Origin of the sequence: Nocardiopsis sp. YSL2, from assembly GCF_030555055.1 — a bacterium.
In the GTDB taxonomy this organism is placed as follows: domain Bacteria; phylum Actinomycetota; class Actinomycetes; order Streptosporangiales; family Streptosporangiaceae; genus Nocardiopsis.
Map to the genome: position 1 here is coordinate 4,627,447 of NZ_JAMOAO010000001.1, position 15,044 is coordinate 4,642,490.

Genomic DNA, 15,044 nt, shown 5'->3' on the forward strand with positions numbered 1-15,044 from the left:
GAGAATCCTTCGTCCCCTGATCTCCCGGATCACCGCTCCGCTCGGACGGAGCCTGGCCCGGATCGGCCTGACGCCGAACATCGTCACCATCGTCGGCGCCGTGGGCGTCGTCGCGGGTGCGCTGTACTTCTATCCGCGCGGCGAACTGTACGCGGGGTCGGTGGTCATCACCGTCTTCGCCCTGTTCGACATGCTCGACGGCGCCGTCGCCCGAGCCAAGGACAACACCAGCGAGTTCGGCGCCTTCCTGGACTCCAGCCTCGACCGCGTCGCCGACGCGGCCATCCTCGCCGGCCTCCTGTGGTGGTTCATCGGTGACGGTGAGGACCCCCTGCTCGCCGGGCTCACGCTGTTCTGCCTGATCACCGGGTTCATGGTGTCCTACATCAAGGCGCGTGCGGAGGGCCTGGGCGTCAACTGCGACGTCGGCATGGCCGAGCGCACCGAACGCCTGATCATCATCCTGGTCGCCGTCGGCGTCAGCGAGTTCGGTGTTCCCTACATCCTCGCCGGAGGGCTGTGGCTCCTGGCCGGGCTCAGCCTCATCACGGTCCTGCAGCGGCTCATCGAGACCCGTGCCCGGCTCAACGACCGCGATCCCCGTTTGGCGGCCCTCCGTCGCGGTGAGGAGTCCGAGCAGGACACCGATGACCCCGACACCGGTCACGACGCCGGCGAGCAGAGCAACTCCGGGTCCGACGCGGGCAGCGGGACCTGAGCCCGCACACGGGAGGAGGGGGACACGACGTGGACGAACGCACGGCCGCCCTGGCCTACTCGGCCGGGTGGGCGATGGTCCGCCGCTCGCCCGAACGCGTGGGCCGGGCGGTGTTCCGGCACCTGGCCGACCGGTCCTGGCGCACGCACGACGGCGCCACCCGCGGCCTGGAGCGCAACCTGCGGCGCCTGCTGGGCCCCAGGGCGACCGACGCCCAGCTGCGCGCGCTCTCCCGCGCGGGCATGCGCTCCTACATGCGCTACTACTACGAGATGTTCCGGCTGCCCGCCATGGACGCCGACCACCTCGTGAGCCACACCCGCCAGAGCGGAATCGAGGTGCTGGAGGGCCACCTGCGCGCGGGCCGGGGCGTCGTCGCCGCCCTGCCCCACATGGGCAACTGGGACCACGCCGGCGCCTGGATCGCCCTGCGCGGCCACACCCTGACCACCGTGGCACAGCGCTTGCGCCCGGAGAGCCTGTTCCAGCAGTTCACGGCCTACCGGGAGTCCCTCGGCATGCAGGTGCTGCCGCTCAGCGGCGGCTCCGACACCGTGGGCACCCTCGCCCGGCGACTGCGTGAGGGCGGGCTGGTGTGCCTGCTCGCCGACCGCGACATCAACGGTGGCGGCCCGGAGGTCGACTTCTTCGGGGAGAAGGCACGGATGCCCTCCGGTCCGGCCGCCCTGGCCCTGAACACGGGCGCCGCGCTCATGCCCGTCTCCCTCTGGTACGACGGCCCGTACTGGAACATCCGCGTCCACGACGAGATCCCCGTCGCGCCCGGTGCCCGCCGCACCCAGCGCGTCCGGGACACCACCCAGGCGCTCGCGCACGTGTTCCAGGACGCCATCGCCGAGCACCCCGAGGACTGGCACATGCTGCAGACGGTGTTCAGCGCCGACCACGACGCCGACCGGGCGCGGGAGCTCGAACGGATCGAACGGGGAGGGTGAGCGTGGGCATGCGCGTCGGTCTGGTGTGCCCCTACTCATGGGACGTTCCGGGCGGTGTGCAACAACACGTCGGCGACCTGGCCGACGCGCTCGCCGCCATGGGCCACGAGGTGTCGGTCCTGGCGCCCGTGGGGGACGCCGAAGCGGTGCTGCCCGACCACCTCGTGCCCGCCGGCCGCCCCGTGCCCGTGCCCTACAACGGGTCGGTGGCCCGGGTCGCCTTCGGGCCGCGCACCGCGGCCCGGGTCCGGCGGTGGATCGCCGAAGGCGGCTTCGACCTGCTGCACATCCACGAACCCGCCGCGCCCAGCGTGTCCCTGCTGGCGTGCTGGGCGGCCGACGGGCCCCTGGTGGCCACGTTCCACACCGCCAACCCGCGCTCGCGGGCCATGGCGGTGGGATCGGGCGCGCTGCGCTCGGCGATGGAGAAGATCAACGGGCGGATCGCCGTGTCCGAGGCGGCCCGCCGCACCCTGGTCGAGCACCTGGGCGGCGACGCGGTCCTCATCCCCAACGGGGTGGCCTCCGACACCTTCGCCCGGGCCCGACCCCTGCCGGGCTGGCCGGGGGAGGGCGGCTCCCTCGGGTTCCTGGGCCGGGTGGACGAACCCCGCAAGGGCCTGGCCACCCTGGCGCGGGCCTTCGTCCGGCTGGCCGGGGCCCGCCCCGGCCTGCGCCTGATGGTGGCGGGGCCGGGCGACCCGGAGGCCGCGCTGGCGGAGGTCCCCGAGCACCTGCGCCCGCGGGTGGTCGTGCTCGGGCGCCTCAGCGAGGCCGACCGGGTGCGCGCCTACCACTCCACCGATGTCTTCTGCGCCCCCAACCTGGGCGGCGAGAGCTTCGGGATCGTGCTCACCGAGGCGATGGCCGCGGGCGCTGCCATCGTCGCCAGTGACATCCCCGCCTTCTCCGCCGTCCTCGACGGCGGGGGAGCGGGGGACCTGTTCGCCGTCGGCGACCCCGACGACCTCGCCGCCCGCGCCGGGGCACTGCTGGACGACCGCGCACGCCGCGCCGAGCTGTCCGCGGCCGCGCGGCTGGCCGTGCGCGCCTACGACTGGGGGACCGTCGCGGCCGACGTCGCGCGGGTGTACGAGACCGTGCTGATGTGGGACGGCACCGGCCACGGACACCCGTCCGGCGTCCGTCTGGACAACGGGCCCAGCGCCACCGCGCTGCTGCGCAGAGGGCAGGTGTGACCGTGCTTCCCATGACCGTCGCCGCCACCGCCGCGGTCCTGGCCGCGCTGGCGCTGGGCGTCTACCTGTCCTGGCGGGCCACCCGGCTGCACCGCCTCCACGTGCGCGTGGACATCGCGCGGGCCGCGCTGGAAGAGGCCCTGCGCAGGCGCGGCGCCGCCGTGCTGGACCTGGTGGCGGCCCGGGTGCGCGCGGCCGACGACCCGGGCGGCGGCGACCACGGGCAGGTCCCGGCGCCGGTCGAGGAACTGATGGCCGCGGCCACCGCCGCGCTCGCCACGCGCGGGACCGGGCCGGGCGGCGGGGGACCGGGACACGGAGCGGCGGCGGACGGCGGACGGACCGGTTCGGGCCCGGTCGACGGCGGAGCGGCACGGCAGGCGCGCTACGAACTCGCCGAGAGCCGACTGTCGCGGGCCCTGCGCGCCGCCGTGGAGCCCGCCGAAGGGCAGGCGGGGCCCGTGGCCGGGACGCCCCCCGAGGAGGTGCGCGAGCGCCTGGCCGCGGTGGCGGCCGCCGCCAGGAGCGTCCAGTTGGCGCGCACGTTCTACAACGACGCCGTGTCCGACACCCGACGGGCGCGCCGGTCACGCCCGGTGCGCCTGTTCCGGCTCGCGGGCACGGCACCCCTGCCGGAGTACTTCGACATCGACGACCAGGCGCCGCGCACGCCCTACTCCATGGTCGAACCGGACACCCTGTAAGGGCGGGACCCGCGAAAACACCGATCTGGCCAAACCACCCCGGAGGGTGAGGAACTACCATGGGGGCCTGGTAGACCCCAGGGCGCGCGGCCCCGACGGCGTCCGCGCGCCCTCCGCGCGAGCCCCGCGCCGCCGCCCGGGGGACCACCACAACTCTGCGCACAACTCAGACGGGACGGGAGTCCACCACCGTGGCCACCAACGCATCGAACCCCACCGACAACGCCGTCGGTACACAGCGCGTCAAGCGCGGCATGGCCGAGCAGCTCAAGAACGGCGTCATCATGGACGTCGTCAACGCCGAGCAGGCCAAGATCGCCGAGGACGCCGGTGCCGTCGCGGTCATGGCCCTGGAACGGGTCCCCGCCGACATCCGCAAGGACGGCGGCGTCGCCCGCATGTCCGACCCGGACATGATCGACGGCATCGTCGAGGCGGTCTCCATTCCGGTCATGGCCAAGGTCCGCATCGGACACTTCGTCGAGGCCCAGGTCCTGGAGTCCCTCGGGGTCGACTTCATCGACGAGTCCGAGGTCCTCACACCCGCCGACGAGGCGTACCACATCGACAAGTGGGCGTTCACCGTCCCGTTCGTGTGCGGTGCGACCAACATCGGCGAGGCTCTGCGCCGCATCGCCGAGGGCGCCGCCATGATCCGCTCCAAGGGCGAGGCCGGCACCGGCAACGTCGTCGAGGCCACGCGCCACATGCGGTCGATCCGCTCCGAGATCAAGCGCCTGGGCACCCTGGACGAGGCGGAGCTCTTCGGCGCGGCCAAGGAGCTGCGTGCCCCGTACGAGATCGTCAAGGAGGTCGCGACCCTGGGCAAGCTCCCGGTGCCGCTGTTCTCCGCGGGCGGCGTGGCCACCCCGGCCGACGCCGCGCTCATGCGCCAGCTGGGCGCCGAGAGCGTCTTCGTCGGCTCGGGCATCTTCAAGTCCGGGGACCCGGCCCGGCGCGCCGACGCCATCGTCCAGGCCACCCTGCACTACGAGGACCCCGCCGTCATCGCGCGGGTCTCGCGCGGGCTGGGCGAGGCCATGGTGGGCATCAACCTGGATGACCTGGCCGAGTCCGAGCGTTACGCCGGACGGGGCTGGTAGCGGGACCGCCGCCGGCGCGGCCGTGCGTCCCGCGCCGGCACCGCGACACCATGCTTCGACCACGAGTGAGGCCGTTCTTGACCGCCAGACCCACCATCGGCGTCCTCGCCCTGCAGGGCGACGTCGCCGAGCACCTGCGTGTGCTCGACCAGCTCGACGTGCACGCCGTGAAGGTGCTCGGACCCGACCACCTCGACACCGTCGACGCCCTGGTCCTGCCCGGTGGCGAGTCCACCACGATGTCCAAGCTCGCGCTGCGCTACGGGCTGATGGAGCCGTTGCGCAAGCGCGTCGCGGCGGGCATGCCCGCCTACGGCACCTGCGCCGGCATGATCATGCTGGCCGACCGCCTGCTGGGGGGCACCGCCGACCAGGAGACGGTCGGCGGCATCGACATGACCGTGCGCCGCAACGCCTTCGGCCGCCAGACGGAGTCCTTCGAGGCCGGGGTGGACATCGAGGGCGTGGGCGCGGAGCCGTTCGACGCGGTGTTCATCCGGGCGCCGTGGGTGGAGTCGGTGGGGCCCGAGGTCAGGGTGCTCGGGAGCGTCCCCGGCCCCGATGAGGCCGGTAGGATCGTCGCCGTACGACAGGGCGGCCTGATGGCCACGTCCTTCCATCCCGAACTGACCGGCGACGCGCGCATCCACCGCCTCTTCGTCGACATCGTGAAAGGACAAGCATGAGCGGCCACTCCAAGTGGGCCACCACCAAGCACAAGAAAGCCGTCATCGATGCCAAGCGCGGCAAGCTCTTCGCCAAGCTGATCAAGAACATCGAGGTGGCCGCGCGTACCGGTGGTGGGGACCCCGACGGGAACCCGACGCTCTACGACGCCATCCAGAAGGCGCGCAAGAACTCCGTGCCCCAGGACAACATCGAGCGTGCCCGCAAGCGCGGCTCCGGTGAGGAGGCCGGCGGCGCGGAGTGGCAGACCATCATGTACGAGGGCTATGCCCCCGGTGGCGTGGCGATGCTGGTGGAGTGCCTGACCGACAACCGCAACCGCGCCGCCTCCGAGGTGCGCGTGGCGGTGACGCGCAACGGCGGCAACATGGCCGACGCCGGCTCGGTGTCCTACATGTTCAACCGCAAGGGCGTCGTTATCGTGCCCAAGGAGGGCACGAGTGAGGACGAGGTGACGCTGGCGGTGCTGGAGGCCGGCGCCGAGGACGTCGAGGACCTCGGCGAGTCGTTCGAGATCGTGTGCGAGGCCACCGACCTGGTGCCGGTCCGCACCGCGCTCCAGGAGGCGGGCATCGACTACGAGTCGGCCGACTCCAGCTTCCTGCCGACCATGGAGGTCCCGGTCGACGCCGAGACCGCCAAGAAGGTCCTGCGGGTGGTGGACGCGCTGGAGGACTCCGACGACGTGCAGAACGTCTTCACCAACGCCGACATCCCCGACGAGGTCATGGCCGAGATCGGCTAGGGCGTGTTCCCACTCCTGTGCCCTCCCCGCCGCGGGGAGGGCACAGGAGTGTCCGGGGCCGGTCAGGAGGGGGCGCCTGGTGCCGGGGCCGGAGCGGCCGCGTCCGTGCGCACGGCCTCACGCCGTCATGTCGAGTTGGGCGATGACCTTGGTGGGGCGGATCCGGACCACCAGCTCGCCCGGGACGCCGTTGCGCCTGCCGAACTCCTCGGCCCGGTCCGCGCCCATGTAGCGGGCGGCGATGTCGGTCGCCGTCCGCAGTAGCTCGTCGGGGTCCTCCGAGACCTCGGCCCGGCCCTGGACCTGGACGAACGCGAACGGCGGCTCCTCCAGGTCGACGCTCATCGCCACACGCGGGTCACGCAGGATGGACCGCCCCTTGGCGGTGGTGCCGCCGGTGTTGAAGACGATGGCGCCGTCCTCCACGATGAACCAGACCGGTGCCACGAGCGGGCGCCCGTCCGAGGCCGTGAAGGCGAGCTTGCCGGTCCGGGTGCCGTGGAGGAGGAAGTCGCGGACCTGGGGATCGGTGATGGAAGCCATGGGGCCACGCTAGCGCCGCTCCCCGTGCGCCTCCGGGCACGACACGGTGCCGGGCGGCCCGGCCGACGGCGAAGCGCACGATATCGGTACGATCCACGCCACAACCGTTTCCACAGTGGACAGCCGGACCTGAGAAGGGGTGCCATGGGTGAGGTCGTGCCGGACGGCGGTACGTGGCGGATCAGCGCCGATGGGGGCGTCGAGCTCGCGGCCCGTTGGTGGAGGTGGGTGTGGTCGGCGCCGCAGGAAGGCGATCCGGTCGGGGACACCACCGGTCGGTACGCGTCCCACGACCAACCGGACGACCTGTGGTTCCTCGCCGGCACCTACGGGGGCAGGGTCGTGCGCCGGTGCGAGGTGCCCACGGGCCGTCCCCTGTTCTTCCCGGTGCTCAACTGCGTGAACAAGGCCAGAGCCGTCAAGGGGCCGGTGGGCATGCCGGTCGAGCGTGCCGACGCCCACCTCAACGGCGTCCACCTGCCCCTGGAGGAGTTCTACGGAAGGTTCCGCGGCCCGTTGTGGTCGCGCTGGTACACCTGGGGGCTGTGGGGTGCGATCGCCCCTCTGAGCCCTGGCGGGTACGTCCTGGAGATCAAGGGGGACACCGGTCAGGGATTCTGGGTGGACACCACGTATCACCTGACCGTGGTCTGAGGAGACGGCGCACGCCCCCGGGCGGCGCCGGCCGCCGAAGACGGTCGGACACGGGACGGGACGCGCGCGTCCTCCCTCGTCGGGCCGGAGAACACCGCCTCCACCGGCAGCCCCAGGGCGTCGCCGATCGCCGCCACGGGCTCGTCCGGTATCGCCTCCAGCACCGGCCGGGCCGCCATGAGCGCGGCGGTCGCACGCTCCTGGTGGACCAGGTCCGGCACGGCCCGAGGAGCGATCACCAACGGCGCGTCGGCGGGGTCCGTGTAGGCCGTGCACCACAGCGGCCCGGCACCGGTGGCCGCCCGGACCCGGTCCGGGGCGTCGGCGTGCGTGACCGCCAGCGAGTCCACGCCGCCGGTGGCCGCCAGCGCGTACCGGTGGGCCACGAGGTCGAAGTGGCCGACCCGGAACGGTCCCTGCCACGGGTGGGTCCCGTTGTGCGGTTCGGGCAGGACCGCCCCGAGGGCGGGGTCCTCGGCCACCAGCGGCCCGGCGCCGTGGCGCGTGGTGTAGGTGCGCACGACCCCGATCCGGCGTGCCTGTCCGGGCCGGCCGGCCTCGGCCAGCAGCGCCAGCGGATTGGCCGTGGTCGTCGTGGACCAGGTGGTGTAGGGGTGGAACCGGTGCCACTCGTCCAACAGCACGCCCTGGGCTCCCTCGAACACCACCGGTGCCGCGGCGAGCAGGTGCGCGAGGTGGTCCTCGTCGACCAGCCGCACCCGCTGCGCGAATGCCGCGTAGGCCGCCACGCACTCCTCCAGGTTCGGCGGCTCCTCGGCGCCCTCCCCGCCGGCGCCCTCCTGCCCGGAGCCCGCCACCTGGGCGAGGTGGTCGGCCAGCAGGCGCAGCTTGCGGCGCAGGCGGGCCGGGTGCGCGCAGTCTCCGGCGGTCGGTGCGTCCTGCGGGTGGGCGAGGGCGTAGGCCATGGTCTCGCCCACGCCCATCCCGCACGAGCCGTGGCGGTCGGTGCCGCGGGCCCTCTCGCGGGCCCGGTTGGCCGCCTGGTGCCAGGGGGTGCTGAGGAGCGCGCGCCGGTCCACGGTGACCAGGGCGAACGGGTCGGCGATCCCGAGCTCCGACAGGTGCCGCGCCTCGGCGGCCAGCGCGAACGGGTCCACGACCGCCAGGTGCGACAGGTGGGTGGGCACGGGCCCGCCCGGTGCCAGGGTTCCCGACCCGAACTGGGCGAACGTGTGGTGTCGTCCGTCCGGCGTGACCACGTTGTGCGCGGCCTGGGCGCCGCCGTTGGCGCGCACGACGGCGCCGTAGCGCCCCCGTGCGCACAACAGGTCGACGTTCACGCCCTTGCCGGCGTCGCCGAAGCCGAGGTCGACGACGATCGCGTGCTCGTCGGCCCACGGGCCGCGTGCCCGGTTCACAGCCGGTCCACCCCGCCGGCGGCGGCGCCGCCCAGGCCGTCGGGCGACTCGGAGACCACGATCGACCCACGCGCTCGCGAGAGCGGGCGCAGGGCCTTGCCGACCACGTCGCCGGCGTCGGATCCCGCCGAGGCGATGTCCTCCAGGCCCTGTGCGAGGTCGACGGCCTCCTCTCCCATCCCGATGGTGACCGCGATCGTCTCCGACACCGCGTCCAGGTCGTCGAGGTAGATGACGTTCTGCCCCAGGTGGGTGTCCCAGAAGCCGCGCACGTCCTTGTTGCGGAAGTGGGCGCTTCCGGTCGGCATGATGAAGAAGACCTCGAATCTGCGCTGGAGCTCGGCGAGGATCGCCGGGAACGCGATGTTCTCGCCGAGGTCGTCGCCGATGACCTCGCGCACCTCCCGAGCCTTGACCGCGCCGTAGGCCTTCTCGTCGCCGATGACGAACAGGTAGCCCTTGCGTCCGCGCTTGTCCAGGCAGTCCATCGCGGTGTGCCGGGCCATGAAGTACATGGCCAGCTCGTAGGACTCGGTGACCTGGCCGCCGCCACCGCCCTCCAGCAGGATGTTGCCCAGGTCGTCCTCCAGTTCGTTGCCGGACTCGAACTGCCCGACCTGGAGCGGGGCGCGGTCGCAGGTGGCGTCGCCGATCCCGCCGAACAGGATCTGCGGGTGCTCCACGTAGCCCTTGCGCAGCAGCAGGCCGAACAGGTCCGGCAGCTTCCTCTGCAGGAGGCGGGGCACGCGCCCCATGGAGCCGGTGACGTCGAAGAGCACCGAGACGGCCAGCGACTCGGGGTGGGCGTCGGAGTCGCGGCTCTCGCGGACGGCCACGTCCTTGGGATCGAGGGTCTCGTGGGTCCTCCACGTACTGCGCGGCATGGTCGAGGCCACATCGTCGGTGTAGGCGAAGCTGCTGGATCCGGCGGCGGCGTTGTAGGCGGCGCGGGCGTGGTAGGCGTCGGTGGACCAGTTGCTGCTTCCCATGGGAAGCCTCCTCGGGGTGGTGGGTGGCCCTGCGGCCGCGGCGCGGCCGCAGGGAAGGTCAGGCGGGCATGTGGAAGGGGCGGAACCGGCGCGGGCCGAACACCCGCTCCAGCGCCTCGTCGAGTTCGGCCAGGAGGCGGATGCCGTCGTAGGGCCGGCGCTGGGGCCGGGGCAGGGTGCAGCCGAGGGCGAACGTGTTCAGCGGTCGGGGCAGGCGCCCGGCGGTCACGTGTTCGATGCACCGGGTCGCCATGTGGATGTCGGTGGCGGGCACGGCGGGTGCGCGGTCCAGCACCTCCTCGGGGTACAGGTCCTTGCGGTGGGCCACCATGGCCGGGATGTGCGGCGCGGTGTGCGCGGCGGCCGAGGTCACCGAGTAACACCAGTCCACGAGCACCAGGCCGTGTGCTTCGGGGTGGATCAGTACGTGTTCGGGCACCACGGCGCCGTGCACGACCCCGGCCCGGCTCGCGCTGCCCACCGCGACCAGCAGGCGCCGCCACATCCACGCCGCGTCGCGCGGGTCGACTCCGTCGGGGTAGGCACGGCGGACGTCGGCCAGACTGTGGAATCCGCGCAGCCGGGCGAGCACGTTGCCGCGCCGCTCCACGCCGGTGGCGGCGTCGCGGTGGCGGATCTGCTCGATGAGCTCGGGGTGGAACGCGCGTGCCCGCTCGGGCACTCGCTCGCGCAGGCGGCGCAGGGCGTTCGCCTCGGCGTTCACCAGGTCGTTGTCGTGGTGTGAGCGCGGCAGTTTGAGCACCGCCTCCCGCCAGGTGCCGCCGTCCCGGTAGCGGGCGCCGTGCAGGTCGGCGATGTCGCCCGCGGCCAGCGGGTCGGCGCCCCGGTGCAGGTGGTAGGTGTGCGTCTTCGCGGTGAGGGTGACCTCGTCCAGGCCCGGGCCGCCCTCGGCGGTGTCGCGGTAGGCCGACCAGAGACCGGTCAGCTTGGCGAAGGCCCTGGTGGCCTCCGCCGTGCGGCCCTCCGGTGCGCGGTCGGGGTGGAGCAGGCGGGCCAGGCGCCGGTAGGCGGCGGTGGCGGCCGGGGGCAGGGGTGAGCCGTCGCGTGGCAGGGGACCGAACAGCGCCATGGGGTAGTCCGACATGTCCAGTTCCCCCAGTGCGGTGTCGAAGTCGTCGGCGGTGCTCATCTGCGGCCTCCGTGGGCGCGGGGGAGGGGGTCAGGGGGCGCCGCGCAGCAGCGGCGGGTGCAGGAAGGCGGCGCCGCCGGGCCGGTACAGCCGGGCGCGGCGGCCGCCGCCGGATCCGCCCCGGTCGGCCAGGCGGCCGGTGTCCTCGACGAACCCCGGGGTGGCGAGGATCTTGCGGTGGAAGTTGGCCCCGTGCAGTGGGCGTCCCCACACGGCCGCGTAGACCTCGCGCAGAGCGGTGATCGTGAACTCGGGAGGCAGGAAGGCGGTGGCCAGAGCCGTGTACTCCAGCTTGGAGCGGGCGCGCTCGACCGCGTCGGCGACGATGCGCGCGTGGTCGAAGGCGAGTTCGATCGCGGCACGGCCGCCGGGGCCGCTGTCGCCGACGCCGTGGCCGAGCGCGGACCAGGGGATCCACGCGGCCTCGTCGGCGCCGGTGTCCGGGTCGGGCAGGTCGGGGGCCAGGAGCACGTAGGCCACGGAGATCACGCGCATGCGCGGGTCGCGGTCGATCGCGCCGTAGGTGCCCAGTTGTTCGAGGTGGATCTCGGTGGGCAGCGGGGTCTTGTGCGACAGCACGCGCAGGGCCGCGTCGGGCAGGTCGGGGTCGGCGGGGCCCTCCGGGCCGTCCTGCGCCCGGACGAACCCGCCGGGCAGGGCCCACCAGCCGAGCTGTGGGCGCGCCGACCGGCGCATCAGCAGCACGTGGGGGACACCGCTGCGGATGGTGAGGGCGACGACGTCCACGGTGACCGCGGCCGGTGCGTAGGCAGCGGGGTCGTAGTCGTCCAGGAAGCGGCGTTCGCCGTCGTCCCGCCGTGGTGTCCGCTCGTCGGTCACGCGCGCCCCTAGTTCGTCTCAGAGTGAGTTTTTCTCTTGTTGAGATTAACCTAGCACCGGTGCTGCGTGCCGTCCATCCCCTTTCGGTGCGCGGCGCCCGGTCGACCCGCCCGCCGGATCGAGGGTGGCCGGAAAGGGCGCACCCGGCGGGGAGCGCTCGTGTGATGGTCCTCGGGCGCCCGATGTGGCACTGTGCGTCCCCACCGTGCTACGTCTGTCCATCGCGCCTCCGAGGCCGGGGCGGGTGCGTCCTCGGCGGCCGACACGCCCGGTGCGGCAGGGGCCGGAGTCGGCGGGCGGCGCTAGCATGGTGCGAACGGACGTTCGAGAAGGGTGGCTCAGGTGCGCGTGGTGGGGATCGACCCAGGACTCACCCGGTGCGGTGTCGGAGCCGTCGAAGGCGCCATCGGCCGCCCGTTGACCCTGCTCGGAGCCGAGGCCGTCCGGACCAGTCCCGACGACGACCTCCCCCAGCGCCTCGTGGCCATCGAACGCGGCATCGACGCCTGGCTCGACCTCCACAGGCCCGACGCCGTGGCCGTCGAGCGGGTCTTCGCCCAGCACAATCTCAGCACGGTCATGGGCACCGCCCAGGCCAGCGGCATCGCCCTGGTCTGCGCCGCCAGGCGCGGGCTGCCCGTCGCCCTGCACACGCCCAGCGAGGCCAAGGCCGCCATCACCGGCAGCGGACGCGCGGACAAGGCGCAGGTCGGGCACATGGTCGCGCGTATCCTCAGACTCGACTCACCCCCCAAGCCCGCCGACGCGGCCGACGCCGTCGCCCTGGCCGTCTGCCACATCTGGCGCGGCGGCGCCCAGGCCCGCGTGGCCCAGGCACAGCAGGACTTCGCCCGCAAGGTCGAACTGGCCCGCCAGGCGCGGGGCCGGTGACACCCGCCCCCAGGAAGGAGACGGGCACCCCCTCGGGTGCCCCCACCCCATGATCGCGTTCCTCACCGGCCGCGTGGCCGCACGCGGCGCAGGCACCGCCGTGATCGACGTCGGCGGGGTCGGCATGACCGTCCAGTGCACGCCCGCCGCCCTGTCGCGCCTGCACGTGGGCGAGACCGGCACCGTCGCCACCAGCCTCGTCGTCCGCGAGGAGTCCCTGACGCTCTTCGGGTTCGCCGACGACGAGGAGAAGCACATGTTCGAGCAGGTCCAGACCGCCTCCGGGGTCGGCCCCCGGCTGGCTCTGGCCATGATGTCGGTGCACAGCCCGGCCAGCCTGCGCCACGCGGTGGCCACCGAGGACACCGCGGCTCTGACGCGGGTGCCCGGGATCGGCAAGAAGGGCGCCCAGCGCATCGTGCTGGAGCTGGCGGGCAAGCTCGAAGGACCGGTCCTCACCGACGGCACCCTGCCCGGCACGACCGGGCCGGAGCCCGACTCCGGTCCCGACGGCGCCTGGCGCGGACAGGTGGTCTCCGGCCTGGTCAACCTCGGCTGGTCGGCCAAGGACGCCGAGACCGCCGCCTCCGCGGTGGCCGCCGAGGCCGAGCACACCTCCGATGTCGCCGTCCTGCTGCGCAGCGCCCTGCGCAGGCTCAGCCGCGCCTAGGGTGTGCGCGGCGTCAACCGAACACGCCCCAGCAAGGAGATCTGGCCCCCATGGAACCCACGGACGAGCCGTCGGCCTACGAGCGCGACGCCGTCTCACCCGACGTCCACGGTGACGAACGGCAGCTCGAGGGTGCCCTGCGCCCCCGGGCGCTGACCGAGTTCGTCGGGCAGGAGCGCGTCCGCGAGCAGCTCTCCCTGGTCCTGCACAGCGCCCAGCGGCGCGGCCGCGCACCCGACCACATCCTGATGTCAGGCGGACCCGGGCTGGGCAAGACCACCCTGGCCATGATCATCGCCGGTGAGCTCGGTGTACCCCTGCGCATCTCCTCCGGTCCGGCCATCGAGCGCTCCGGTGACCTGGCCGCCGTGCTCTCCACCCTCCAGGAGGGCGAGGTCCTGTTCCTGGACGAGATCCACCGGATGGCCCGCCCCGCCGAGGAGATGCTCTACGTCGCCATGGAGGACTTCCGGGTCGACGTGGTCGTGGGCAAGGGCCCCGGCGCCACGGCGATCCCCATCGAGATCGCGCCCTTCACCCTGGTCGGCGCCACCACCCGGGCCGGGATGCTGCCCGCGCCGCTGCGCGACCGCTTCGGCTTCACCGCGCACATGGACTTCTACCGGCCCGACGAGCTGGAGCTGATCCTGCACCGCTCGGCCGGCCTGCTCGGCGCGCCCATCGAGGACGACGCCGCCCGCGAGATCGCCGGACGCTCCCGAGGCACGCCCCGGATCGCCAACCGACTGCTGCGCCGCGTGCGCGACTACGCCGAGGTGCGCGGCGACGGTCGGCTCACCCTGGACACCGCGCGCGCCGCGCTGCGCCTGTACGAGGTCGACGAGCTGGGTATGGACCGCCTCGACCGCGCCATCCTCGACGTCCTCCTGCGCCGTTTCCGGGGCGGGCCCGTGGGCCTGTCCACCCTGGCGGTGTCGGTGGGGGAGGAGGCCGAGACCGTGGAGGTCGTCGCCGAGCCCTTCCTCGTCCGCTCCGGTTTCCTGGCCCGCACCCCGCGCGGGCGCGTGGCCACCCCGCAGGCGTGGGCGCACATGGGGCTGACCCCGCCTCCGGACGCGGCCTTCGGCGCGGCGGCCGCCGCCGGCGCCCCCGGCTCCAACGGCTCCAACGGCGCCGCCCAGCCCTGACCGGCGATCGTTAACACACCGATCTCCACCGGTGGGCCGACGGTGATCGGCGCCACGTAAGCTGGGCCTACCAGCCGACGCGGGGCCCCGCCCCGCGCACCCCGCGGATGTCTTTCGGCACACGCGGAACGTGCCGGGCCCGTCGAACGTTACAGGTGACGGGTGCGACCCGGGACGAATCCGGGTGGCATGCTCAAGGTGGTCGTCGCGGTGCCCGAACCGGGATCCGTCGACCGCGCGACGAAACGTCAGGAAGGACGCCCCCGTGCAGGGCTTTTACCATCTCGCCGCCGAAGGAGAGCCCACGGGCGGGCTGCTCTCCATGATCCTGCCGTTCCTGCTCATCCTGCTGGTGTTCTGGCTGCTGTTCTGGCGGCCGAACCAGAAGCGGCGCCAGCAGGAGACCCAGATGCAGGCGGCCCTCGTGCCCGGCGTCGAGGTCATGACCAAGGCCGGCATCTTCGCCACGGTCGTGGAGATCCACGACACCGACGTGCTGCTGGAGATCTCTCCCGGTACCCGCATCCGGATGCTCAAGGCCGGTATCGGCGAGGTCATCACCCCGGCGGCCGACGACACCCCGGTGGAGGACCGCCCCGACTTCGGGGACGACGACAAGCCCCAGAGCTGATCCCGCCCGGTCCCCCTCGGGACCGCGCCCGGAGGGC

At 73.3% G+C, this 15,044-nt stretch carries 17 protein-coding genes; 12 read left to right on the top strand and 5 right to left on the bottom strand.

Annotated elements, in window-relative coordinates; genetic code table 11:
* The first annotated feature begins 16 nt into the window (after positions 1 to 16).
* The 7 genes from pgsA (at position 17) to M1P99_RS20335 (ending at position 6,112) form a co-directional block, all read left to right on the top strand.
* Entirely contained in the window at positions 17 to 718 is a 702-nt protein-coding gene (gene pgsA, locus M1P99_RS20305; protein ID WP_304455771.1) for a phosphatidylinositol phosphate synthase, read from the top strand.
* Positions 719 to 747: 29 nt separating this feature from the next.
* Positions 748 to 1,674 carry a phosphatidylinositol mannoside acyltransferase gene (locus M1P99_RS20310; RefSeq protein WP_304454174.1) on the top strand — a complete coding sequence of 309 codons (927 nt, stop codon included), beginning with the start codon at positions 748 to 750 and terminating at the stop codon, positions 1,672 to 1,674.
* A gap of 8 nt (positions 1,675 to 1,682) precedes the next feature.
* Positions 1,683 to 2,873, top strand: coding sequence for a glycosyltransferase family 4 protein (locus M1P99_RS20315; protein ID WP_304455772.1), 1,191 nt, complete (start codon positions 1,683 to 1,685; stop codon positions 2,871 to 2,873).
* Positions 2,874 to 2,884: 11 nt separating this feature from the next.
* Positions 2,885 to 3,577 (top strand): hypothetical protein, encoded by a 693-nt coding sequence (locus M1P99_RS20320; RefSeq protein WP_304454175.1) that lies wholly within the window; start codon positions 2,885 to 2,887, stop codon positions 3,575 to 3,577.
* Positions 3,578 to 3,768: 191 nt separating this feature from the next.
* Positions 3,769 to 4,680 (top strand): pyridoxal 5'-phosphate synthase lyase subunit PdxS, encoded by a 912-nt coding sequence (gene pdxS / locus M1P99_RS20325; RefSeq protein ID WP_304454176.1) that lies wholly within the window; start codon positions 3,769 to 3,771, stop codon positions 4,678 to 4,680.
* A gap of 77 nt (positions 4,681 to 4,757) precedes the next feature.
* The gene (gene pdxT, locus M1P99_RS20330; protein WP_304454177.1) at positions 4,758 to 5,366 is read left to right on the top strand and encodes a pyridoxal 5'-phosphate synthase glutaminase subunit PdxT; all 609 of its coding nucleotides are present in this window, start codon (positions 4,758 to 4,760) and stop codon (positions 5,364 to 5,366) included.
* Entirely contained in the window at positions 5,363 to 6,112 is a 750-nt protein-coding gene (locus M1P99_RS20335; RefSeq protein ID WP_304454178.1) for a YebC/PmpR family DNA-binding transcriptional regulator, read from the top strand. Before pdxT ends, M1P99_RS20335 begins: the two co-directional genes overlap by 4 nt.
* Before the next feature lie 117 nt (positions 6,113 to 6,229).
* Here M1P99_RS20335 and M1P99_RS20340 read toward each other — a convergent pair whose 3' ends face one another.
* Positions 6,230 to 6,655, bottom strand: coding sequence for a PPOX class F420-dependent oxidoreductase (locus tag M1P99_RS20340; RefSeq protein WP_304454179.1), 426 nt, complete (start codon positions 6,653 to 6,655; stop codon positions 6,230 to 6,232).
* Between the two features lie 144 nt (positions 6,656 to 6,799).
* On the opposite strand from M1P99_RS20340, the gene M1P99_RS20345 reads away from it, so the two are divergent.
* On the top strand, positions 6,800 to 7,309 hold the full coding sequence (locus tag M1P99_RS20345; RefSeq protein WP_304454180.1) for a hypothetical protein: 510 nt from the start codon (positions 6,800 to 6,802) through the stop codon (positions 7,307 to 7,309).
* Here M1P99_RS20345 and M1P99_RS20350 read toward each other — a convergent pair.
* The 4 genes from M1P99_RS20350 to M1P99_RS20365 are packed head-to-tail and all read right to left on the bottom strand — an operon-like array spanning position 7,291 to position 11,667.
* Positions 7,291 to 8,688 (bottom strand): adenylosuccinate synthetase, encoded by a 1,398-nt coding sequence (locus M1P99_RS20350; protein ID WP_304454181.1) that lies wholly within the window; start codon positions 8,686 to 8,688, stop codon positions 7,291 to 7,293. The two genes, M1P99_RS20345 and M1P99_RS20350, sit on opposite strands and share 19 nt — an antisense overlap.
* Positions 8,685 to 9,677: a hypothetical protein gene (locus M1P99_RS20355; RefSeq protein ID WP_304454182.1), complete on the bottom strand. Its 993-nt coding sequence runs from the start codon at positions 9,675 to 9,677 to the stop codon at positions 8,685 to 8,687. The genes M1P99_RS20350 and M1P99_RS20355 overlap by 4 nt, the downstream gene beginning before the upstream one ends.
* A gap of 58 nt (positions 9,678 to 9,735) precedes the next feature.
* Positions 9,736 to 10,827, bottom strand: a complete 1,092-nt coding sequence (locus M1P99_RS20360) for a J domain-containing protein (protein WP_304454183.1) — start codon at positions 10,825 to 10,827, stop codon at positions 9,736 to 9,738.
* Between the two features lie 30 nt (positions 10,828 to 10,857).
* Positions 10,858 to 11,667 (bottom strand): NUDIX domain-containing protein, encoded by an 810-nt coding sequence (locus tag M1P99_RS20365; RefSeq protein WP_304454184.1) that lies wholly within the window; start codon positions 11,665 to 11,667, stop codon positions 10,858 to 10,860.
* A 342-nt stretch (positions 11,668 to 12,009) separates the two neighbouring features.
* On the opposite strand from M1P99_RS20365, the gene ruvC reads away from it, so the two are divergent.
* The 4 genes from ruvC (at position 12,010) to yajC (ending at position 15,007) form a co-directional block, all read left to right on the top strand.
* Positions 12,010 to 12,558, top strand: a complete 549-nt coding sequence (gene ruvC, locus M1P99_RS20370) for a crossover junction endodeoxyribonuclease RuvC (RefSeq protein WP_304455773.1) — start codon at positions 12,010 to 12,012, stop codon at positions 12,556 to 12,558.
* 49 nt (positions 12,559 to 12,607) lie between these two features.
* On the top strand, positions 12,608 to 13,228 hold the full coding sequence (ruvA, locus tag M1P99_RS20375; RefSeq protein ID WP_304454185.1) for a Holliday junction branch migration protein RuvA: 621 nt from the start codon (positions 12,608 to 12,610) through the stop codon (positions 13,226 to 13,228).
* Positions 13,229 to 13,278: 50 nt separating this feature from the next.
* Entirely contained in the window at positions 13,279 to 14,376 is a 1,098-nt protein-coding gene (gene ruvB, locus M1P99_RS20380; RefSeq protein ID WP_304454186.1) for a Holliday junction branch migration DNA helicase RuvB, read from the top strand.
* Between the two features lie 322 nt (positions 14,377 to 14,698).
* Positions 14,699 to 15,007 carry a preprotein translocase subunit YajC gene (gene yajC, locus M1P99_RS20385; RefSeq protein WP_304455774.1) on the top strand — a complete coding sequence of 103 codons (309 nt, stop codon included), beginning with the start codon at positions 14,699 to 14,701 and terminating at the stop codon, positions 15,005 to 15,007.
* Positions 15,008 to 15,044 lie beyond the last annotated feature (37 nt).